Genomic DNA, 20,524 nt, shown 5'->3' on the forward strand with positions numbered 1-20,524 from the left:
GTGGCTGGGGTGTCTGCGGACATCAGTAGCAGCGGTGAGCATGCTTGTCCCACTGACCGGGCACAGGCCCCTGTGGGAGCGAGCTTGCTCGCGATAGGGCCTGGTCAGGCACATTGATGGTGGCTGGTGTACCGCTATCGCGAGCAGGCTCGCTCCCACAGGTGTTTTTCAGGGTTTGGTCCATTGGTGTCAGGGCATGCACCTCGCCACGGGGTTTGTGGTGGCTGGGGTGTCTGCGGACATCAGTAGCAGCGGTGAGCATGCTTGTCCCACTGACCGGGCATAGGCCCCTGTGGGAGCGAGCTTGCTCGCGATGGGGTCAGGTCAGGCACATCGATGGTGGCTGGTGTACCGCTATCGCGAGCAGGCTCGCTCCCACAGGTGTTTTTCAGGGTTTGGTCCATTGGTGTCAGGGCATGCACCTCGCCACAGGGGTGCCTAGACCACCGACGACAACACAAACGACGTCACGGTGTTCTCCACCCCCGGCAACGCCGAGATCTCTTTCCACACCTTGTGCACCCGCTCCGGGTTCGCCGCGCCGACCCGCAGCATCAAATCGAACTCGCCACTCATCACATCGCACTGCAGCACTTCCGGCATCGACTGCAAAGCCTGTAATACCTCGGCGCCGCGCATGCGGTCGTAGCGGTAGACGAAGATCACCGCGTTGATGCTCGACGACGCGTGTGCGCCCTCCCCGGTGCGCACCGTGTAGCCCTGGATCGCGCCGTCGCGTTCGAGGCGTTCGATGCGTTGGCGCACGGCGTTGCGCGAGAGGTGGACCTTGGCTGCCAGTTCGGCGTGGGCGGCGCGGGCGTTGAGGCGCAGTTCGGCGATGATGCGTTCGTCGAGGGGGTCGAGAATTCGCTTCATGGGGCCTCCGGTTATAGGGCGCCGAGCAGTTGATGGAGGGCACCGAGGTCGTCCGGCTGGATGCGATGGATTTGCGCCGGGCCGTGATCGGAAACCGGGCGTTGTTGCGCCGCCACGGGGATCCCCAACTCACCCAGCAATACCGCCGATTTAATAGGTGAGATCTCGCCCAGGGTCACCATCGGCGCCACCAAACTGCGGCGGTACAACCGCGCCGCGAGCACGCCAGTGGCGGTATGCGGATCGATGACGTAGCCGGTGTCGCGATGCAGCGAAGTGATCTCCTCCAGCGTCTGCTCATCACTGACCGCGTACGAGTCGATGATCATCCGCGCCTGCAACCAGAACTCGTTGGCGATGGTCATTTCACCCTGGGTTTCGAAGGTGTGCATCAGCGCGCTCACAGCCTGGTCGTCGTGCCCATAGAGTTCCCAGAGAAACCGTTCCAGGTTGGAAAAGATCGACAAATCCATGGCCGGCGACAGGGTCTTGCTGGCGCGCAATCGCGAGTAGTGGTTCTTCAAAAAGAACTGATGCAGCGCGTCATTCTGGTTGGTGGCGACGATCATCTGCGTGATCGGCAAACCCATCTTCTGCGCGATGTAGCCGGCATAGACTTCGGCAAAACTCGCCGCCGGTACGCTGAAGCCAATGGGCCGCTGACCGCCGCCCAGTTGCAGCACGGCGTGGAAATAAAACACCAACTGCGCCATGACGCTGACCCAGTTGCTGGAATTGAAACTGATCGCCTCATGCTGTCGGAACAGTTGCGTGACGAGGGTCTGGCATTCGTCAAAACTGCCATCGACGGCCACTTGATGAACCCGCGGATGCGCCGTCGCTTGCAGGTCTTGAAGTTGGTCTTGCGGTACGCCGGCCTCGGGATAAATCACCACCACGTCGGTCTCGTCGCAGTGTTTGAAAGCCTCGATGGCGGCCAGGCCGGTGTCGCCGTTGGTGACGCCGATCACCACGGCGCGACGCCCGCGTTTGCGCAGGAAGTACTGCACCAGTCGCGCCTGCAACTGCGCGGCAAAATCCTTCGAGGAGCGGGTCGGCCCATGGAACAATTCCAGGACCCATTCGTTGCGATCCACTTGATGCAACGGCGCCAGGGAGCGATGACTGAACTGGCTGCCGGCCTCCTTGAGCACCCGCTTGAAATCGGCCTCGGGGATCGCCTCGCCCACGAACGGACGCATCACTCGATAGGCCAGTTCGTCGTAGGACAAGGTCGACCAATTGGCGATGTCCTGGGGTTCGAAGTGCGGCAATGTGACGGGGACGAACAGGCCGCCATCCTCGGCGATGGCCGACAGTACGACTTTTTCGAAATCGACCTGCACGGCGGAATTTCGGGTACTCACATAGCGCATGGTCAACTCCGTAAACAGTTCATTTAAAACGATGCGCCTGCTCCACCAGCCAGGTGGAAAACCGCGCCGCGTCCGGGTGCTGCTCGGCCCCGGAACTGCGCACCAGGTAGAACGATTCGCTGGCTTCGATGCGCTGGGCGAAGGGTTCGACCAGGCGCCCGTCGCCGAGCATGTCACTCACCATCGACGACCGCGCCAGGGCGATGCCCTGCCCCAGTTCAGCCATGCGCAAGGTGCAGACCAGCGTGTCGAACTGCATGCCGGTCGAGGAATCCACCGAGTCGGCACCGACCATTTTCAGCCAGTAACCCCAGCCCTCTTCGTAGCCCAGCACATGCAGCAACGGATGCTTGGCCACGTCCGCCGGCACTTTCAGCGTCGCCATCAAGGCTGGCGAACACACCGGGAACAAGGTGTCCCAGGTCAGGCGCTGCGACACCAGGCCGGGCCATTGACCGTGGCCCCAGCGGATTTCCATGTCGTCTTCGCCATCGAGTTCCTTGACCCAGATGTTGCTGATGTAGCGGATGTCGACGTGGGGATGCGCCTGGCGAAAATCCACCAGTTTCGGCGCCAGCCAGTGCACGAAAAACGCCAGGCTACCGCGCACCTTGATTGGCCGGCGTTTGTGCTGGCCAAAGATCTCGTTGGTGCCCACCGCCAGTCGCGTGATTGCGTCCTGCACCACCGGCAGGTACGCCTGGCCTTCCTCGGTCAGGCCCAGGCCCCGGGGCAAGCGCTTGAACAGCGCCACCCCCAGGTGACCTTCCAACTGGCGGATCTGCTGGCTGACCGCGCCCTGGGTCAAGAATAATTCTTCGGCGGCGTGGGTGAAGTTCAGGCAGCGGGCCGACACTTCGAACGCTCGCAGCCAGTTCAACGGGGGCAACGTTTTTTGCTTCATGGTCTTACCTCGTTAACCCCCACGCACCGGGCACGTTTGCCCGCCCCGTCGACGCGCCTTAGAACGCGTCGGACGGTTGTGCCACGAGGGCAACCGACAAGCGTCGCTCGCGGCTTTTGCGGGTAATGTAATACACGAAGTAACACCAGGCGATGAACGGCAAACCGAAGTACAGCGCCACTCGCTGTTCAGGGTCGAAGGCGATCCCGACACACGCCAGGCAGCAGCACACCAGCGCCCCCAGCGGCACCCACGGATAACCGCGAACGCGGAACTTGAGGTGGCGAATGTCGCCACCGTTTGCGACGTAGTGACGACGGAAGCCGATCTGACTCGCGGCGATGCTCATCCACACCACCACCACGGCCAGGCCGGAAATCGACACCAGCGCCAGGTAGATGGTGTCGGCGGCAAACACGCTGCTGAGCAACGACGCCGCACCGCCGGCCATGCTGACGATGATCGCGTTGAGCGGCGTGCCCATGCGGGTCAGGGCCGAGAATTGCTTGGGCAGATGGCCTTGGTCGCTGAGCGTCCAGAGCATCCGCGAGGCGGCGTACAACCCGGAGTTGGCCGCCGACAACAGGGCGGTGATGATCACGAAGTTCATGATGTCGGCGGAGTACGGAATGCCGATGTAGGTGAACACCGTGACGAAGGGACTTTCGACCAGACCGGCCTGCTCGCGGGGCAACAGGGTCGCCAGGACAAAAATGGTCCCTACGAAGAACACCGCCAGGCGCAGCACCGTGGTGCGGATGGCGCGTGGCACATTGCGTTGCGGGTCCTTGGTTTCACCGGCGGCGATGCCGATCAGTTCAGTGCCGGAGAACGCGAAGGATACCGCCAGCAGCGTCATCGCAATCGGCATGAAGCCGGTAGGAAAGAGTCCTTCGCGGGTGAAGTTGCTCAAGCCGATGCTGTGGGCCTGGTCGATGTTCAGCAGGCCGAGAATCGCGCCACCGCCGATCAGCAGGAACATCACCACGGTCAGCACTTTGATCAACGACAGCCAGAACTCGGTCTCGGCGAACAAACGCACCGAGATCACGTTGGTGAGGAACACCACACCGGCGAACAGCGCGCTCCAGATCCACACTGGCGTGTCGGGAAACCATCGGGTCATGAGGATACCGGCGGCGGTGAATTCGGAACCGATCGCCACCGTCCACGTCAGCCAATACAACCAGGCCACGGTGTAGCCGGTGCCGGGGCCGAGGAAGCGTGTGGCGTAGGTGCTGAACGAACCGGTTTCGGGCATCTGCACCGCCAGTTCGCCCAGGCACATCATCACCATGTAGACCATGAGCGCGCCGATGATGTAGGCGATCACCGCGCCCATGGGGCCGGCCTGGTTGACGGTGTAGCCGGAGGTCAGGAACAGCCCGGTGCCGATCACGCCGCCCAAGGCCAGCATGACGATATGGCGCGTCTGCATTTCCTGCTTGAAGCCGGCCCGCGTACTCGTTTGTTGTTCTGTTGTGGACATGGTTGTTCTCATGAAATGTCAGGGCGCGCCTCTACGTCTGCGCGAGTAAGACAAGCGCCACTGAGCTTTTATTATTATTCCTATTCATGAACGCCCCATTCACAGCCTTGTTATGGGGTACCAACTTTCAAACTTCAGTTTGCGGTCTCGATGTGGACCTCATTGAGCTGCGGATTGAGGGTCTTTTTGACGAAGGCGAAGGCCTGTTTCAGGTCGTCCAATAGATCGTCCGTGTCTTCGATGCCGACCGAAACCCGCACCAGGCCTTCGGAAATACCCAGGGCCTGGCGTTCTTCCAAGGTGTTCTCGACATGGCTGGTGGTGCGGGCCGGGCCGTAAATGGTTTCCACCGCACCCAGGTTGCCGGCGCAGTGGGCGAAGCGCAGGCGCGGCAGCAGCAGCTTGACCGTGTCCATGCCACCGACCAGGACAAAACTGACGATGGCGCCGAAACCAGACATCTGCGCGCAGGCCACGGCGTGGTTCGGGTGGCTCGGCAAGCCGGGATAATTCACCGCCTCCACCAGCGGTTCGGTGCAGAGAAATTCGGCCAGGGCCCGGGCGCTGTGTTGTTGCTGACGCATGCGCAGCGCCAGGGTCTTCATGCCACGGATGATCAGGTAAGCCGAGAACGGGTCGAGGCTCGCGCCGTTGATTTCCCGGTAATGCCGCACTTGGGCCATCAAGGCTTCGCTGCCGCATACCAGGCCACCGAGCACGTCGCCATGGCCGCTGAGGAATTTGGTCGCGCTATGAATCACCACGTCCACCCCCAAGGCCAGCGGGCTCTGGTTCAGCGGCGTGGCGAAGGTGTTATCCGCCACCACCACGGCGCCGACACGCTTGGCCGCTGCCACCAGGCGCGGGATGTCGAGGATTTTCAAGGTGGGGTTGGTGGGGGTTTCCAGGTAGAGCACCTGGCAACCCTTGGCGATTTCACGCTCCAGATCGTCGTGATCGAAGGTCTCGCACAAGGTCACCGCCACGCCGGTGCGCGGCAGGAACTCTTCGAAAATCTTGTTGGTGCCGCCGTAACTGTCCTTGGTCGACACCACACGATCGCCATGGGCCAAAAAGGTGTAGAGCACGCTGCTGATCGCCGCCATGCCGCTGCTGAAGGCCACGGCGGACTCGGCCATTTCCAGTTCGCGAATCTTGGCTTCGAGGGTCTCGACGGTCGGGTTGCTCATGCGGCTGTAGATAAAACCGGGGGCCTTGCCCAAGGCGACGTCGTACCAGACGTCGATGTCGTCATAACCGTACGCGGCGCTGGCCACGATGGGGGTTTGCGTGGCGTTGTAGGGGTGCCTGACCTGCTCCCCACCCCAAACCGCCCGGGTCCCTGCTCCCGCGTTATCAAGCCCTGTGCTGTCAGGTTTATTGTTCATTGAGGCTACTCACACTGAGGGGGTGGACGTTGAGCCATCCACCGGATCTGAGGGCCAATATAGGGAAAAGCCGGGCGGCCGAGAAACGATGTTATCGGTGCCAAAGGGGTGGTTTTTTTAATGGCTGGGGGCGAAATAGCGACACCTGAGTCACTGATAAACCCTGTGGGAGCGAGCTTGCTCGCGATGGCGGTGGATCAGCTGCCATTGATAGTGACTGACACACCGCCATCGCGAGCAGGCTCGCTCCCACACCGGAATTGTGGTGTCGTCGGGAATGCGTGAGCGCCAGGCCTACAGGCGACCGTTGACTTAAAGGCTGTGTGAATCATTGTGGCGAGGGGATTTATCCCCGCTGGGCTGCGCAGCAGCCCCAAAAGCAACGACCTTGATCTTACTGGCACACCGAGTTGTCTGGTTGGGGGCTGCTGCGCAGCCCAACGGGGATAAATCCCCTCGCCACACGGGAGTACCAGTCCAACTGAGCCACATACCAGCTTGTTGAAAAGTATTTTAAAAACATAGGGTTGTATTTTTTTCTATGAGGGGTTGCTCCCACTCGGCTGCGCCGTAGGAGCTGCCGATCGAAGCGAGGCTGCGATCTTTCCAAAGCCAGTTGAGTATCAAGCGAAAGATCAGGATCAAAAGATCGCAGCCTTCGGCAGCTCCTACCACGCAGCCGAGCGGGAGCAAGCTCCCTCGCCACAGGTTATCGATCGTTCCCACGCGGGAGCGGGGGAGCGATCAAACTCAACCAATACTCAACTCACGCAACCTTGACTTGTTTTAACGTATCTATCAAAGCATCTTCTAGTTCAGCCCAACTTCTAGCTTCTGTAGAACACACAGGAGAATCCCAGTTGCATCACATTCCCCTTCAATTCATACGTCCATATCTCCTCATGACAATGTTGCTTGGTTGGCTTGCTGCTCACTTTATGGGCACCGTAACGAGAAATCTATTAGGGTTTCCAGAAACTAATACCCTCCATATGCCGCTCGATATCGTCCATATCATCTTCACCTAGAGTTGTATCAAATCCTTCACTGATAATCCTTCTAACCTTAGCGAGCTTCTGGGTTACTTTTTCATTATCGATGAACTCTGTGGTAGCGCGCTGGTACTCTTCAATTGGCTTGTCACTGTAATAACTGCCCATCTTGTGCAGTGATATCAAAATAAACTCAATTTCAGCTAGAGCTTCAAGTGCAGACTCCCCGGCAATAACGATTACCTTATTTCTCTCTAACATTATTTTCTCCGCTTAAAGATTGGATTTTCTAATTTTAGATTTCCCTTGATGGTCAGCTCCATCGTGCCATATCTTGGGTTTTTGACCCACTCCAGTTTAGATTCGGGCACATCCGTTTCAACATAGTCCCTACCACGCCCTCTGCCGATTTGATATTTCTCTTCAGCCTCAAGCGCGCTTAATGGCTTCCTATTCGTAGGCTCGACATAAACTCTATTGTTATCCTGAGCTTGAATGATTCCTTGCTGCTCAATACCCGTTGAACCTTTTCTGTTGGTGTAATGGCGGACTCGAACCGTCTTCTCTGCATGGACTATAGGAGCAGGAGCGCCCGGTTCACCTTGTTTTACCCTTGCCTTATCTTCCGGTTTTTCAACACCACCTGAAGATTTAGTTTTGTTTCCCGGGCATTCACAACTCAACCCCAACGGATCCACCCACCCCGTCGGATTCAGGGTGTACCGATACCCATTGAGCCCACCCGCCAACTTGCTCGGGTCAGGCGTCAAATAGCGGCCGGTTTCGGGATTGTAGTAGCGGTGGCGGTTGTAGTGCAGGCCGCTTTCGGGGTCGAAGTATTGGCCCTGGAAGCGCAGCGGTTGTTCCAGCTGTTCGCCGCCGCCGTGCTGGAGTTCGGTGAGTTTGCCGTAGCCGTTGTAGCGCGCCGACCAGACGATCTGGCCGCTGAAGCTGGTCAGTTCCTGGGGCGTACCCAGGTGGTCGAGGTGGTAGTAGAACGGCGTGGCTTTTTCCGGGCCTTCGCCGTCGAGCATCGCCAACGGGCGGAAGGTGCCCGGTTCGTAGACGTAGCTGCGGTGGTGGCGCGGGCTGTTTTCGGCGACGACTTGGTCGCCCTGCCAGAAAAATTCCGTGGTCAGGCCGTCCACGGTCTTGCTGATGCGTCGGCCGAAGGCGTCGTAGCGGTAGGACGTTTCGCGGCCATCGGCCGTGGTGACGCCGATCAGGCGGTGCTGGCTGTCGTAGCGGTAGGCGTTGACCAGGGCCTGGCCGCGGCGTTCGCGGATCAGGTTGCCGAAAGCGTCGTAGTCGTAGTGGCGGTCGCCCTCCTTCAGCAGGCGGTTGCCCTTGAGGGTGGTCGGGCCGGGGCGGTCCTGCATCATCAGGTTGCCGGCCGGGTCGTGGCAGAAGTGTTCCGGCGGCTCGCTGTGGGAAAAGTCGATACGGGTCAGGCGATCCAGCGGGTCGTACTGGTAGCTGCGGCGGTTTCGGTTGTCGGAAAGGGTCTGAAGATTGCCCTTGGGGCTGTAGGCATAATCGCGCCAGAACAGTTGCTGCTGACGGCTCTGCCACACGGTCTGGGCCTTGAGGCGGCCCTGTTCGTCGTAGTCGTAGTCACTGAGCAGCCGGCCCTGCTGGCGTTGCCGCTCACGGCCACCGTCAAAGCGGTGTTCGGTCAGGCGTGAGCCGTTGAGGTCGATGGCGGTCAGTGCGCCGCCCGGGGCGTGGTGGTAGTCGAGCTGGCTGTCGTCCGGCAGGCGCAGGTGGTTGAGCCGCCCGCAGGCGTCGTAGCGATAACGCAGGGTGCCCCAGCCCTGGTGTTCGCAGACCAACCGGTCCTGGGCGTCGTATTCGAAAGCCAGGGGACGATCGCTGCCGTCCTTGACGTGGACCAATCGGCCCAGTTCGTCGTAGCGGTATTCGATGGCCTGGCCGTCGGGCAAGGTCTTGACCCGCAGCCGCCCGGCCGCGTCGCGCTGGTACTGGGTGACCCGTTGCGAACCGTCCTCGCCGTGCTCGGTTTTTTCCAGCAGGTGGCCGTTGAGGTCGTAGGCGTAGGCGGTGCGTTGGCCGTCGAAGCCGACTTGCTGTCGGATCAAGCCGTTGGGCGTGTAGTCCAGCTGATATTTTTCGCCGGATTCGTTTTCGATTTCGGTCAGCAACAGCCGCGCCGAGTCGTAGCGGTACTTCAGCTCGCTGCCGTCGGGGTTCAGGCGGCGGCTAACCAGGTGCAGGTCGTCGGCGTATTCGTAGCGGGTGACCCGCCCTTGCTCATCGCTCTCGGCGGTGACCTTGCCGTAGGCGTTGTAGCGCCAGGTGCGAGTGGCACCGTTGGGCAACGAGGTCTGAAGCAAGCGACCCACGGCATCCCATTGGTAATGAGTGACGGCGCCATGTTCGTCCTTACGGGTGAGCAAACGCCCCAGGGCGTCGTAGGAAAAACACCGACGGCCGCCGTCGGGCAGGATCTCTTCGGTCAGTTGGCCCAGGCGATTCCAGGTGAAGCGATGCTCGCCACCGTCCGGGGCATAGGTCGCCAGCAGTTGTCCGTGGGCGTCGTAGGCATATTCCGTGCGCCGGCCGTCCGGGTCGATGAGGACGATCACGTCGCCGCGAGCATTGCGCCGGTAGGTCCACACGGCCTTGCCGCGTGAACGGGTGTGCAGGAAACCGTTACGGTATTCGTAGGACGTCGGCGCCTCGTCCGGGGGAAGCAGCGCCACCAGCCGTCCGACTTCGTCGTAGCGGTATTCGGTCACGGCGCCCAGCGGGTCTTGCTCGGCGATCAAGCGACCTTGTTCGTCGTAGGCCTTGAGGTGCTCGCCGCCGTCGGGCTCGACCTTGCGCACCAGCCGCGCCCGCTCGTCGTGGACATACACCTCCTGGCTGCCATCCAGGTGCTGGACCGTGACGCTGCCGTCTTCGCCCCAGGTGTAGTGGCTGTCCATCTGCGCAAACGAGGCCCAATGCCGTACGCAGCGGGACGCCGGCCCCACGCCTTGCCATTCCCAGTAGAAACTTGCCCCGCCGGCCAGTTGCCGCTGGAGGATGACGTGCTGGTCGTCGTAGTCGTAACGTTCGCTTTCACCGGCGGCATTGGTCGCTTCGATCAGTCGGAAACGTCCGTCGTAGCGGTAGGACACCAGCGTCTGTTCGGTCCGCCAGGCTTCGTCGAGGGTGATGGCGGGATGGAAACTCTGGTAGTCGATGGCGATCAGGTGGCGCTGCTCGTAACGCAGGCGCAGGGAACGCCCGGCACCGTTGTCCAGGCGGCAGATGTCGCCATGGATGTTGCGCTGGAGGGTCAGGCGGTTGTCGTAGCGGTCGCTGAGGGCGCACAGGTGGCCGTCGCGAAAGTGCAGGAACGGGGCGTTTTCGCCGGGCTGGGTGACGATCAGTTCGTCCGCCTCGACCCCCAGGTAGATCGCCGCGCGGGCCAGGCTGTTGTGGATCGCCGGGCGCTGGGCGCTGGGCAGCGGAAAGATCGTACGGCGGTTTTCCTGGTCGACCCAGGTGACCTGCTCACCCTTGAGCTCCAGGCGATGGGCCAGGGCATGGCTCCAACCGCGCCCGAGGCCGATGTCCAGGTCCGCGGCGCTGGTGCGGTACAAACGGGTGAAGACGAACGGCAAGCGGCCATCGAGGGTGCCGTCGTCGAGGGTCAGCAGTTCTTCGCCAGTGACCATCGACACCGGGCAGCCGCTGGTCTGGGTCTGGGCGGCGGTGTCGGCGGGGTCGCCGTTGGGGTTTTTTGATTGGATGGGGGCGTCGTCGTGATGTTCCTGTTTCTTCAGCGTGGTGTTGCGCTGCGCATCCCAGCGCAGTTGCATCCGACCTTTCTTGATCCCCGCCGCGATGCCGCGTGCCGCCACGGTTTTGTAGCGGTCCACGTAGCTCATGAAGCCGTTGACCACCGCGAAGATCGCACCGATGAAACGCTGCATGGCGTTCAGTAGGGTTGCGCTGTGCCTGGCCAACCGCATCGACAGGTAGGCAATCCCGGCCCCTGCCCCGGCAAAGGTCAGGACCACGCCAATCAGCAAGTCGATCACCAGTTGCACCGCCACGGTCGAGAGCCCTTTGGCGGTTTCGCCAGCGACTTCGCTGGGCGGCAACATCTCCAGCCAGAGGCTGGCGGTGCGCACCAACAGGCACAGCGCCGCTTCGTCGCTGGCCAGCAGTTGCAGCTTGGCCATCACCCGCGGTGTTTTTTCCGCCAGGTCCTCCAGCTGCTTGGCGCTTTCGCCCAACCGATCAACAAACTGACCAGGGTCCTTAAGAATGTCCGAGAGCAAGCTGATGCTGTCCCACACACTTTCAATCGCCGCCCAACTGCCAGCGAGCAACCCGTTGCCCACCGCCGCCGCCGAAGTCGACAGCGATTGTTGTGCCCACCGCGGTTTGAAGCCCTGCCACTCACCGCGCAACCAGTCCGTCAGATCGGTAGTCAGGCCTTCGTAGGAAGAAAACAGATTCGCAATTTGCTTGGCGGACACCTCGCCCTGGACATGAACCCGATAGGACTTGCCTGCCTCGCCCAGGAAGGTCCCCAGGCCCTGGGCATCCAGGGTCACCGGCGTGACCTCGCCGCTGGCCACATCCACCACATCCACCACGATGTCGCCCAGGGGGATGTCGTACACCGACTCGAATTTGCTCTCGATCGTCATCGGCCCGCCCTTGGGGCACTGGACGACCGTGGAGAGAAAGTCATCGTCACCGGTGCTGACAGCGGTGGTGCTGTCGCCAAAGCGGATCACCCGCTCCATGCCCATCAGCGACGGCAGGTCCGCCGCATGACTGGCCTGGTCCGACGCTCGGCTGTACCAGCGCTCGAGCTGCTCGCGGTAGATCGACAGGGTGTCTTTGAAGCTGTCGAGTTCCTGCTCGATTCGGCTCACCTGATCCATCAGGACAGGGCTCGCTCAAGGGCCGGCAGGAAAAAACGGTCGAACATGGGCAGACGTCTCACAGCGCTCAGGGAGCGCGAGACTTTGCCGGGGATGACTAGAGAATTAAGTCAGGGGAAAGAGATAGAGCGCGTAGGGCGATTCGCTAAATCGTCTGGTCTGCATAACGAATCGCCTGCGGATAATCCTAGAGATCGCGAGCTTCAAGTGATTTGAGTTTGATTTCGGCCAGCGGGTGCCCAGCTTTCGCCGCCAAGGTCCACCAACGCGCCGCTTCAACCGGGTCCGGCGCCTTGCTGGCTGTGCCGGCCAGGCTGATCACGCCAACTTGGTAGGCGGCCTTGCCATCACCGGCCAACGCCGCCAGCCGCAGCAGGCGAATCCCTTCTTCACGGGCACCCAGCCCTTGGCCGCGAAACGTGAGGATGTGCCCATAGAAGCTCTGCGCACCGACGTCGCCCAAGTTCGCCATGCGGGATAACTGCCCCTCGAGCCAGGCCCAGCCACGCGGCTGGCGGACGAACCAGGACCAATGAAACAACCGACGCGCCAGCCAGTAACCGGCCCGCGCCTTGAGTCGCCAGAGCACTCAGGCCTCCGCCGACTCGGGGTATTCGTATTCAAATACCCGAACCACTTCCGAAGCGTGCCAGGAGGCTGCGGCCACGCCATCGGAAGGCCCGGAAAAGCGACCCAGGCGCTCTACGCACTCGAAGAACCCCGTGCGCGGCAACCGACTGGCGCCCTGACTGATCACCAATGAACTGCGCAACGGCTGCTCCGCCCGGGCGTCCAGCGCCGCCAGGTGCTCAAGGGCCGCGGTCAAGGTCTGCATGGCCGGGCTAGGCAGTTGCAGACGCTCCAGCAATGCGCGGTAGGTCAATAAATGGCGCTGGCGCCGCGCCTGGTCCAACTCACCCAACAACCCATCCCAATGCTGCCGACTGATGCGTACGCTCACGATTCTTCCCTCCAACCCGGCACCGTCAACTCCCAGGCCAGACTGCGCCGAATCGCGGCATCGGGCTGACGCTCGCCGCTCTCGATCAAGGCCAGATAAGACGGGCTGATACCTACCGTGCGGGCCAGCGCCTCGATGGCGATGCCCTTCCCTTCGCGCAAACTGCGTAATTGATCCAAGCCAGGGAGAACCTGGCCCGGTGCCGCCGCGTGACGGACTGTCGCTTCGCGCGGCGGAGCTTGATCGATGCCTGCTGCCTTCAACAACGACTGGTACTGATCCCACGGCAAAACCGCGTATTCGGGCTCTCCGTCACGTGTGATTATTTGAATATCCATGTTTACCCCGTAGGACAACAACACTTAGCGAGTCAGCCTTTTTCCTTGGAAGTGTAATCCTAAATGCTGGCTAAGGTCGCGGGGTGATGAATTCTCAGGGGATCAGGGCTTTTTCTGGCCTTGGAGTTGGAGTTGTTCCGGGGTATCGGGGAGCCTTTCGACACGGGCCAACTTCTCGGGCGATTGCCGATAACGCCAGGCGCGGAAAGCCTCGAGTTCAACGTCGAGGGATTTCATCACCCAGGCCAGCACGGCGATATCGTCGAACATGCCAAACATTGGCAGGATGTCTGGAATCGCATCCAACGGGCTGAGGAAATACATGAGCCCTGCCACCACTGACAGCATCGACTTGGCGCTGACAGCGCGGTATTCGCCTCGCCAGTAGGCCAGGCACAAGGCCTGCAACAGCCGCAGGTCCTCCTTGAGCTTGCCCAGCCGTCCGCCCTCCCGGGCACCTTTGCTGGCAACGGCGAACAACAACGTCGGCAATCGACCGCGGGCCAGCAGGCGGCCTGCCAAGGGCAGAAATCGCGCAAAATTCCACGGGGCCTTCATTTTTTCTCCCACTGAAATGTTATCCACACAAATTGTGGATAACCTTGTGAACAGAGCTGCATTTCACCGCTGAAGCCCCCGTTTCATAAGGGCCCGGCTTAGATCGGGCGTTTTTTACTCACATAAAAAAACCCAATATTTCATTGACTTGACCGGCTGACTGCGTCTAGCACAGCGCCTGTATTGCCTCTGACTATACCCTGTCTCGTGCGTTCGGTTTTTTTGCCATTTTGCCGCAGCCCAGATGCAACAACGCCCCGCATAAGCGAGGCGTTGTCGTTATAGCAGACGCGATTACTTGGCTGCGTCTTCTTTTGCCGGATCCTTGATCGCCAGCAGTTCCAGGTCGAACACCAGGACCGAGTTGGCCGGGATGGCCGGGCTCGGGCTTTGGGCGCCGTAGGCGAGGTCGCTCGGGATGTACAGCTTGTACTTCTCGCCGACGTGCATCAGTTGCAGGCCTTCGACCCAACCCGGGATCACGCCGCTGACCGGCAGGTCGATCGGGCTGCCACGTTCAACGGAGCTGTCAAACACGGTGCCGTTGGTCAGCTTGCCGGTGTAGTGGACGGTCACTACGTCGGTCGGCTTAGGCTGTGGACCGTCGGCTTTCTTGACCACTTCGTATTGCAGGCCGGAAGCGGTGGTGGTGACACCGGCTTTCTTGCCGTTTTCTTCGAGGAATTTCTTGCCGGCGGCTGCCGACTCTTCGCTCATCTTGGCCATGCGCTCTTCGGCACGCTTTTGCAGCGCGGCAAAGGCTTCGACCAGTTCTTCGTCTTTCAGCTTCTGTTCTTTCTTGCCAACGGCATCTTCGATGCCCTGGGCGACCGCTTTGGAGTCCAGGTCGTCCATGCCTTCCTGAGCCAGGCTCTTGCCCATGTTCAGGCCAATACCGTAGGAAGCTTTCTGCGCCGGGGTCTTCAGCTCTACGCTGGTCTGCGAGTCGCAACCCGCGAGTACCAGGCCAACCAGGGCCACCGCCGCTGCCAACCGATGCTGTTTCATGCTATTTCCTTGTTCATGCGCCTAAAGGGCAATCGAATAAAGCCGCGAGCTTATCAGGCGGCCACGACCAATGGCTACCGGCATGTGAGCCACAAAGTAACGATAAGTTCAGGTCTGCAAACGCTTTTTAAGTCTCTACGAATGAAGCATCTGTCATCTGTTACGTACAGGGACAAATTGCCGCTCCCCTACAGGCCAGGAATAATGGCCACTTGCCCGCCGCGCAGCACTGAGGCATAAGGGCTTATCAAAAAAACAAGGACGTTATCGTGCGCCTTCTCTCTCGCATCTTCTTGCTGCTCCTCACGCTGCTGATCATTGTCGTGGCCGTGGTGCTTTATTACGTCGCCAATCCTCGCTTGCCGTTCTACACGCCCGTCGAACAGGTGCATTACCTGGAGCAATGGAGCGCCGCCGAGCGCCAGACGTATTACTTCACGCCCCAGGGCACCCAGGTCAAAGGCCTGCGCTACAACTGGTTCACCGCCCTCGAATTGCCATTTTCGCAACAACGCTTCGCTTCGCCTGAGTACCTGGCGCGCTTTGGCTTCCTGGTCGATCCGGCGCAGAAAGCCTCGCCTGACAATCCCGGCAACCTGCCAGTAGGGTTTGCGCGGCACCAGAACCCGGGCAGCACCGAGCAGTTCCTGGATATCACCTGCGCGGCGTGCCATACCGGCGAACTGCGCTTCAAGGGCCAGGCGATACGGATCGACGGCGGCTCGGCTCAACACGTGTTGCCTTCCAGTGTTCCTACATTACGCGGCGGCAGTTTCGGACAAGCATTGGTCGCCAGTCTGGCGTCTACCTACTACAACCCTTGGAAGTTCGAGCGCTTCGCCCGCCAAGTGCTGGGCAAGGACTACGACGCCCGCCACGAGGAATTGCGCAAGGCCTTCAAAGTCTCCCTGGACACGTTCCTGCGGGTGGCCTGGAACGACACCCATCGTGGCCTCTACCCCACCGAAGAAGGGCCTGGCCGTACCGACGCCTTCGGTCGCATCGCCAATGCCAGCTTCGGCGACGCTATTTCAGCCAAGAACTACCGGGTGGCCAACGCACCGGTGGATTACCCACAGTTGTGGGACATATGGACGTTCGACTGGGTGCAGTGGAACGGATCGGCCCAGCAACCGATGGCCCGCAACGTCGGTGAGGCGCTGGGGGTCGGCGCCACGCTGAATTTCTTCGACGCCCAAGGCAAACCGCTGCAGGGCGATGCGCGATACCCCTCCAGCGTGCGTGTGCGCGACTTGAACAAGATCGAAGAGACCCTGCAACTGCTCAAGCCGCCTGTGTGGCCGGAAGCGCTGCTGGGCTCGATCGACAAGCCGCTGGCGGCCAAGGGCCGGGCCCTGTTCAGCGAAAACTGCGCCGGCTGCCATGTACCCAAGGTGGTCCAAGGGCCCGACAGGCCGGTCCAGCAATTGCACATGCTGCCCGTGCAGGTGATCGGCACCGACCCGGGCACCGCCAATAACATCGCCGACCACCGCTTCGACCTGACCAGCCTGCAGTGGGATCCGGCCGAGCTGGCGAAGCTGGAAGTGCAACTGCACCCGACCCCGACGGAGCCGCTGGACCTGAGCCAGCTCTCGGTCGCCAAAGGCCTGGCCTACGTTACGGCATACGTCGAGAACCGCGCTTACCGCGACGCTGGCGTCACCCCCGTCGAGCGCCCGGCGCTGGACGGTTTCGGCCTGCCCATCGGCGTACGGGAATTGCGCGCCTACAAGGCCCGGCCGCTGGCCGGCGCCTGGGCCACGCCACCGTTCCTGCACAACGGCTCGGTGCCGACGATCTATCAACTGCTGTCCCCCCAGGACGAGCGCGCGACCACGTTCTATAAAGGCAACTTCGAATACGACCCGCGGCACCTGGGCTATCGTACCGAAGCCTTTACCAACGGTTTTCTCTTCGATACCCGCATTACCGGCAACCACAACAGCGGCCATGAGTTCCGCGCGGGCGAGCGAGGTAATGGCGTCATTGGCCGCTTGCTGCAACCGCAGGAACGCTGGGCCTTGCTGGAATATTTAAAGGTGCTGGGCGGGCCACTGGAGTCGCAACTGTAATGATGAACCCCACAGGTAAAAGGAAGTTTCAATGTTGATCACGCTCTGGCTGCGCCTCGGCGCCTTTTTGGGCAAGACACTCCTGTGGCTGCTGGGCATCGGGCTGCTCGGCTGGGCACTTTCCACGGCCTGGTTTGCCTGGCAACACAAGGGACCGGTCCCGGACAAGGAACAGGTTGCGCCCGGCGAAGCGGCCATGACCCAGGACATCATCCAGACCGCTATTCGCATCGTCGACCAGCACCGCGAAAGCACGCGTTACCTGCGCGACGCCCATGCCAAGGCCCACGGCTGTGTCATGGCCGAAGTCCAGGTGCCAAACGACCTGCCGGCACCATTGCGCCAAGGGGTATTCGCCGAGCCGGGGAAGATCTGGCAGGCGACGATTCGCTTGTCCAACGGCAACGCCTATCCACAGTTCGACAGCCTGCGCGATGCCCGCGGGATGGCGATCAAGCTGATGAACGTACCGGGCAAGCAACTGCTCGCTGACCGGCAATCACAGGGTGAGCAGGATTTCGTGATGTTCAACCATCCGAACTTCTTCGTCAGTGATGTCGCCGAGTACCGTCAGAATGTGGCCGCCCAGGCTGACGGGAAGAAGGCGATGGCGTTCTTTCCGAGCCTGGACCCGCGCACTTGGCAGATTCGTCATCTGTTCATCGCCCTGGCGACCCTCTCGCCGCCCCCGGCCAGCCCGACTCAGACCACGTATTTCTCGGTATCGCCTTACAAATTCGGCGAAGCCAACGCCAAGTTTCGCGTCGCGCCGGACCCGGACAGTTGCCCGAGCTACACCCTGCCTCCCCAGAACCAGGACCTGCCGAACTTCTTGCGTAGCGCATTGAATCAGCAGTTATCCACAGACCGGGTGCCGGCGTGTTTTGTCTTGCAGATCCAGCGTCAGGATCCGAGCAAGTACATGCCCATTGAAGACACCAGTATTGAGTGGCAGGAAAGTGATGTGCCGTTCGAGACCGTGGCACGCATTAAGGTACCGGCTCAGGATTTTGATACGCCCAAGTTGAATCTGGCTTGTGATAATCAGTCGTTCAATCCTTGGTTTGGGATTGAGGCGCATCGGCCTATTGGTGGGATCAATCGGTTGCGTAAGGCGGTGTATGAGGCGGTCAGCGATTATCGTCATCGGCGGAATGCTGAGCTGTAGACGATGGGTTGGTGTATATATCCGTTATTTCGGTAACGGCTGCTGACGGTTCCGCTCTTACAGCGGCTCACTTTTGAAAAGCGCAAAAGTAAGCAAAACGCTCATGCCCCACCACTTGGTGCCTCGCTTAGGCTCGGCATGCCCTCACTCCGGTATTGCTCCGTGGGCCGCAGCAACAGCAACAGCAACAGCAACAGCGGGGCAAATGCCGGCATCTATGTGGCTGAGCCACTGCTATCGCGAGCAAGCTCGCTCCCACATTGGATCTTTGGCGGGCACAAAATCCATGTGCACCGCAAAACCTGTGGGAGCGAGCTTGCTCGCGATGAGGCCTGCCCATCCAACATCTTCATCGACTGTGAAACCGCCTTCGCGAGCAGGCCCGCTCCCACAGGAGAAACGCGATCACCCAGAACCAGGTCGGCTATCAGGCCGCCTCGCCGTGGACGTTGATCTCGGCGCCCCGTTAACCACGCTGGCCGAACGCAGGCATTGCGCAGTGGGCATCCCGGCATGGATGCCGGGATAGCCGCGCTGGGCCATGGATGGCCCTTCGCGGCGGCCCACGGAGCAATGCCGGAGTGAGGGCATGCCGAGCCTAAGCGAGGCACCAAGTGGTGGGGCATGAGCGCTTTGGTTACTTTCGCGCTTTTCGAAAGTGACCCGCCGTCAGGGCGGAACCCTAAGTGGCCGTAACCGCAGCAACGGATATACACACAAAAAAGAGAGCAAAAAAAAAAACGACGCTCTCCCTCGTAAAGGAAAAGCGTCGTTTCTAGTAGCCACCTGGCGTTCAGCATTCCAGATAACCGAATATGGCGCAGCGGACGGGACTCGAACCCGCGACCCCCGGCGTGACAGGCCGGTATTCTAACCGACTGAACTACCGCTGCGAGTAACACTGAAAGTTTGGTGGGTGATGACGGGATCGAACCGCCGACATTCTGCTTGTAAGGCAGACGCTCTCCCAGCTGAGCTAATCACCCTTCACTTTCGATGCGGGGCGCATTCTCTCACAGTTTTTTATAACGTGCTGATTTAATTAGTAAATTCAGCAAAAAAACATGAGCAACGCAAACCGCAGGAACTGCAAACAGCAAAAAGCCCGCGTTAGCGGGCTTTCCGTGGTGACCTGGCGTTCAGTATTCCAGGTAACCGAATATGGCGCAGCGGACGGGACTCGAACCCGCGACCCCCGGCGTGACAGGCCGGTATTCTAACCGACTGAACTACCGCTGCGCGTAACACGTTGAACGAATGGTGGGTGATGACGGGATCGAACCGCCGACATTCTGCTTGTAAGGCAGACGCTCTCCCAGCTGAGCTAATCACCCTTCGCTTTCGGTGTGGCGCGCATTCTACGGAGCACTCTTTAAGCTGGCAAGCACTTTTTAAATTAATTTTTTCAGGCCTTCCAAAGGCTTAGCGAAGGGTTGGCCTATGGCGCCGCGAAGAGAATAATGCCCCCCTTTGTATAAAGGAGAGACTCACCCCATGTGGTTCAAAAACCTGCTTATCTATCGCCTGACCCAAGATCTGCCTGTTGATGCCGAGGCGTTGGAAACTGCACTGGCCAGCAAACTGGCACGTCCATGTGCAAGCCAGGAGTTGACCACTTACGGTTTCGTCGCGCCGTTTGGCAAAGGCGAAGACGCACCGCTGGTGCACGTCAGCCAGGACTTCCTGCTGATCGCCGCACGCAAGGAAGAACGCATCTTGCCGGGCAGCGTCGTGCGCGATGCCCTGAAGGAAAAGGTCGAAGAGATCGAAGCCGAGCAAATGCGCAAGGTCTATAAAAAGGAACGGGACCAGCTCAAGGATGAAATCATCCAGGCGTTCCTGCCCCGTGCGTTCATCCGTCGTTCGTCCACTTTCGCCGCCATCGCGCCGAAGCAGGGCCTGATCCTGGTGAACTCGGCCAGCCCGAAACGCGCCGAAGACCTGCTGTCCACCCTGCGCGAAGTGATTGGCTCGCTGCCGGTACGTCCACTGACGGTCAAGATGGCTCCGACCGCCACCATGACCGACTGGGTCAAGACCCAGAAAGCTGCGGACGATTTCTTCGTGCTCGATGAATGCGAACTGCGCGACACCCACGAAGACGGCGGCATCGTGCGCTGCAAGCGCCAGGACCTGACCAGCGACGAAATCCAGCTGCACCTGAACACCGGCAAGGTGGTCACGCAACTGTCGCTGGCCTGGCAGGACAAGCTGTCCTTCATGCTCGACGACAAGATGGTGGTCAAGCGCCTGAAGTTCGAAGACCTGCTGCAGGACCAGGCAGAGCAGGACGGTGGCGACGAAGCCCTCGGCCAACTGGACGCCAGCTTCACGCTGATGATGTTGACGTTCGGCGAGTTCCTGCCGGCGCTGGTTGAAGCCTTGGGTGGGGAAGAGATTCCGCAGGGGATCTAAACCCCGCCTCCCCTGTGGGAGCGAGCTTGCTCGCGATAGCGGTATGACAGCCACCGAGATGTTGAC

Annotated in this window: 15 protein-coding genes and 4 tRNA genes; 3 read left to right on the forward strand and 16 right to left on the reverse strand. The window is 60.5% G+C overall.

Annotated elements, in window-relative coordinates:
* Nucleotides 1-438 precede the first annotated feature (438 nt).
* From LQ215_RS26455 to LQ215_RS26510, 12 genes are all read right to left on the reverse strand, one after another.
* Complete coding sequence (locus LQ215_RS26455; protein WP_230153274.1) at nucleotides 439-876, reverse strand: Lrp/AsnC family transcriptional regulator; 438 nt, start codon at nucleotides 874-876, stop codon at nucleotides 439-441.
* Between the two features lie 11 nt (nucleotides 877-887).
* Entirely contained in the window at nucleotides 888-2,252 is a 1,365-nt protein-coding gene (thrC, locus tag LQ215_RS26460; protein ID WP_230153275.1) for a threonine synthase, read from the reverse strand.
* A gap of 19 nt (nucleotides 2,253-2,271) precedes the next feature.
* Nucleotides 2,272-3,156, reverse strand: a complete 885-nt coding sequence (locus LQ215_RS26465) for a LysR substrate-binding domain-containing protein (RefSeq protein WP_230153276.1) — start codon at nucleotides 3,154-3,156, stop codon at nucleotides 2,272-2,274.
* Between the two features lie 58 nt (nucleotides 3,157-3,214).
* Complete coding sequence (locus tag LQ215_RS26470) at nucleotides 3,215-4,645, reverse strand: amino acid permease (RefSeq protein ID WP_230153277.1); 1,431 nt, start codon at nucleotides 4,643-4,645, stop codon at nucleotides 3,215-3,217.
* 134 nt (nucleotides 4,646-4,779) lie between these two features.
* Entirely contained in the window at nucleotides 4,780-6,033 is a 1,254-nt protein-coding gene (locus LQ215_RS26475) for a cystathionine gamma-synthase family protein (protein ID WP_230153278.1), read from the reverse strand.
* 962 nt (nucleotides 6,034-6,995) lie between these two features.
* A complete protein-coding gene (locus LQ215_RS26480) occupies nucleotides 6,996-7,286 on the reverse strand; it encodes a hypothetical protein (RefSeq protein ID WP_230153279.1) in 291 nt (96 codons plus the stop codon).
* Nucleotides 7,286-11,935 (reverse strand): RHS repeat-associated core domain-containing protein, encoded by a 4,650-nt coding sequence (locus LQ215_RS26485; protein WP_230153280.1) that lies wholly within the window; start codon nucleotides 11,933-11,935, stop codon nucleotides 7,286-7,288. The genes LQ215_RS26480 and LQ215_RS26485 overlap by 1 nt, the downstream gene beginning before the upstream one ends.
* Before the next feature lie 187 nt (nucleotides 11,936-12,122).
* Nucleotides 12,123-12,524 (reverse strand): sel1 repeat family protein, encoded by a 402-nt coding sequence (locus LQ215_RS26490; RefSeq protein WP_230153281.1) that lies wholly within the window; start codon nucleotides 12,522-12,524, stop codon nucleotides 12,123-12,125.
* The gene (locus LQ215_RS26495; RefSeq protein WP_003179080.1) at nucleotides 12,525-12,896 is read right to left on the reverse strand and encodes a hypothetical protein; all 372 of its coding nucleotides are present in this window, start codon (nucleotides 12,894-12,896) and stop codon (nucleotides 12,525-12,527) included.
* Entirely contained in the window at nucleotides 12,893-13,234 is a 342-nt protein-coding gene (locus LQ215_RS26500; protein WP_003204574.1) for a helix-turn-helix domain-containing protein, read from the reverse strand. Before LQ215_RS26500 ends, LQ215_RS26495 begins: the two co-directional genes overlap by 4 nt.
* A gap of 102 nt (nucleotides 13,235-13,336) precedes the next feature.
* Nucleotides 13,337-13,792 (reverse strand): YkvA family protein, encoded by a 456-nt coding sequence (locus LQ215_RS26505; RefSeq protein ID WP_230153282.1) that lies wholly within the window; start codon nucleotides 13,790-13,792, stop codon nucleotides 13,337-13,339.
* Nucleotides 13,793-14,086: 294 nt separating this feature from the next.
* On the reverse strand, nucleotides 14,087-14,800 hold the full coding sequence (locus tag LQ215_RS26510) for an FKBP-type peptidyl-prolyl cis-trans isomerase (protein WP_003204577.1): 714 nt from the start codon (nucleotides 14,798-14,800) through the stop codon (nucleotides 14,087-14,089).
* Nucleotides 14,801-15,069: 269 nt separating this feature from the next.
* Here LQ215_RS26510 and LQ215_RS26515 point away from each other — a divergent pair, with 269 nt between their 5' ends.
* Together LQ215_RS26515 and LQ215_RS26520 are read left to right on the forward strand one after the other, a co-directional pair.
* Nucleotides 15,070-16,875 (forward strand): di-heme-cytochrome C peroxidase, encoded by a 1,806-nt coding sequence (locus tag LQ215_RS26515; protein ID WP_230153283.1) that lies wholly within the window; start codon nucleotides 15,070-15,072, stop codon nucleotides 16,873-16,875.
* A gap of 31 nt (nucleotides 16,876-16,906) precedes the next feature.
* The gene (locus tag LQ215_RS26520; protein ID WP_230153284.1) at nucleotides 16,907-18,043 is read left to right on the forward strand and encodes a catalase family protein; all 1,137 of its coding nucleotides are present in this window, start codon (nucleotides 16,907-16,909) and stop codon (nucleotides 18,041-18,043) included.
* An 816-nt stretch (nucleotides 18,044-18,859) separates the two neighbouring features.
* On the opposite strand, the gene LQ215_RS26525 is transcribed toward LQ215_RS26520, so the two are convergent.
* The 4 genes from LQ215_RS26525 to LQ215_RS26540 form a co-directional block, all read right to left on the reverse strand.
* A tRNA-Asp gene (locus LQ215_RS26525) sits at nucleotides 18,860-18,936 on the reverse strand.
* A 17-nt stretch (nucleotides 18,937-18,953) separates the two neighbouring features.
* Nucleotides 18,954-19,029, reverse strand: a tRNA-Val gene (locus LQ215_RS26530).
* A gap of 176 nt (nucleotides 19,030-19,205) precedes the next feature.
* Nucleotides 19,206-19,282, reverse strand: a tRNA-Asp gene (locus LQ215_RS26535).
* Between the two features lie 19 nt (nucleotides 19,283-19,301).
* Nucleotides 19,302-19,377: transfer RNA gene (locus LQ215_RS26540), tRNA-Val, on the reverse strand.
* Nucleotides 19,378-19,537: 160 nt separating this feature from the next.
* Here LQ215_RS26540 and rdgC point away from each other — a divergent pair.
* The gene (gene rdgC, locus LQ215_RS26545; RefSeq protein WP_230153285.1) at nucleotides 19,538-20,458 is read left to right on the forward strand and encodes a recombination-associated protein RdgC; all 921 of its coding nucleotides are present in this window, start codon (nucleotides 19,538-19,540) and stop codon (nucleotides 20,456-20,458) included.
* Nucleotides 20,459-20,524: the final 66 nt, after the last annotated feature.

Origin of the sequence: Pseudomonas brassicacearum, assembly GCF_918698105.1 — a bacterium.
GTDB classification, from domain to species: domain Bacteria; phylum Pseudomonadota; class Gammaproteobacteria; order Pseudomonadales; family Pseudomonadaceae; genus Aquipseudomonas; species Aquipseudomonas brassicacearum_F.

Excerpts from the sequence above, each read along its gene's own strand:
- LQ215_RS26455 (WP_230153274.1), bottom strand. The coding sequence starts at position 876 with ATGAAGCGAATTCTCGACCCCCTCGACGAACGCATCATCGCCGAACTG.
- thrC (WP_230153275.1), bottom strand. The coding sequence starts at position 2,252 with ATGCGCTATGTGAGTACCCGAAATTCCGCCGTGCAGGTCGATTTCGAA.
- LQ215_RS26465 (WP_230153276.1), bottom strand. The coding sequence starts at position 3,156 with ATGAAGCAAAAAACGTTGCCCCCGTTGAACTGGCTGCGAGCGTTCGAA.
- LQ215_RS26470 (WP_230153277.1), bottom strand. The coding sequence starts at position 4,645 with ATGTCCACAACAGAACAACAAACGAGTACGCGGGCCGGCTTCAAGCAG.
- LQ215_RS26475 (WP_230153278.1), bottom strand. The coding sequence starts at position 6,033 with ATGAACAATAAACCTGACAGCACAGGGCTTGATAACGCGGGAGCAGGG.
- LQ215_RS26480 (WP_230153279.1), bottom strand. The coding sequence starts at position 7,286 with ATGTTAGAGAGAAATAAGGTAATCGTTATTGCCGGGGAGTCTGCACTT.
- LQ215_RS26485 (WP_230153280.1), bottom strand. The coding sequence starts at position 11,935 with ATGGATCAGGTGAGCCGAATCGAGCAGGAACTCGACAGCTTCAAAGAC.
- LQ215_RS26500 (WP_003204574.1), bottom strand. The coding sequence starts at position 13,234 with ATGGATATTCAAATAATCACACGTGACGGAGAGCCCGAATACGCGGTT.
- LQ215_RS26505 (WP_230153282.1), bottom strand. The coding sequence starts at position 13,792 with ATGAAGGCCCCGTGGAATTTTGCGCGATTTCTGCCCTTGGCAGGCCGC.
- LQ215_RS26510 (WP_003204577.1), bottom strand. The coding sequence starts at position 14,800 with ATGAAACAGCATCGGTTGGCAGCGGCGGTGGCCCTGGTTGGCCTGGTA.
- LQ215_RS26520 (WP_230153284.1), top strand. The coding sequence starts at position 16,907 with ATGTTGATCACGCTCTGGCTGCGCCTCGGCGCCTTTTTGGGCAAGACA.
- rdgC (WP_230153285.1), top strand. The coding sequence starts at position 19,538 with ATGTGGTTCAAAAACCTGCTTATCTATCGCCTGACCCAAGATCTGCCT.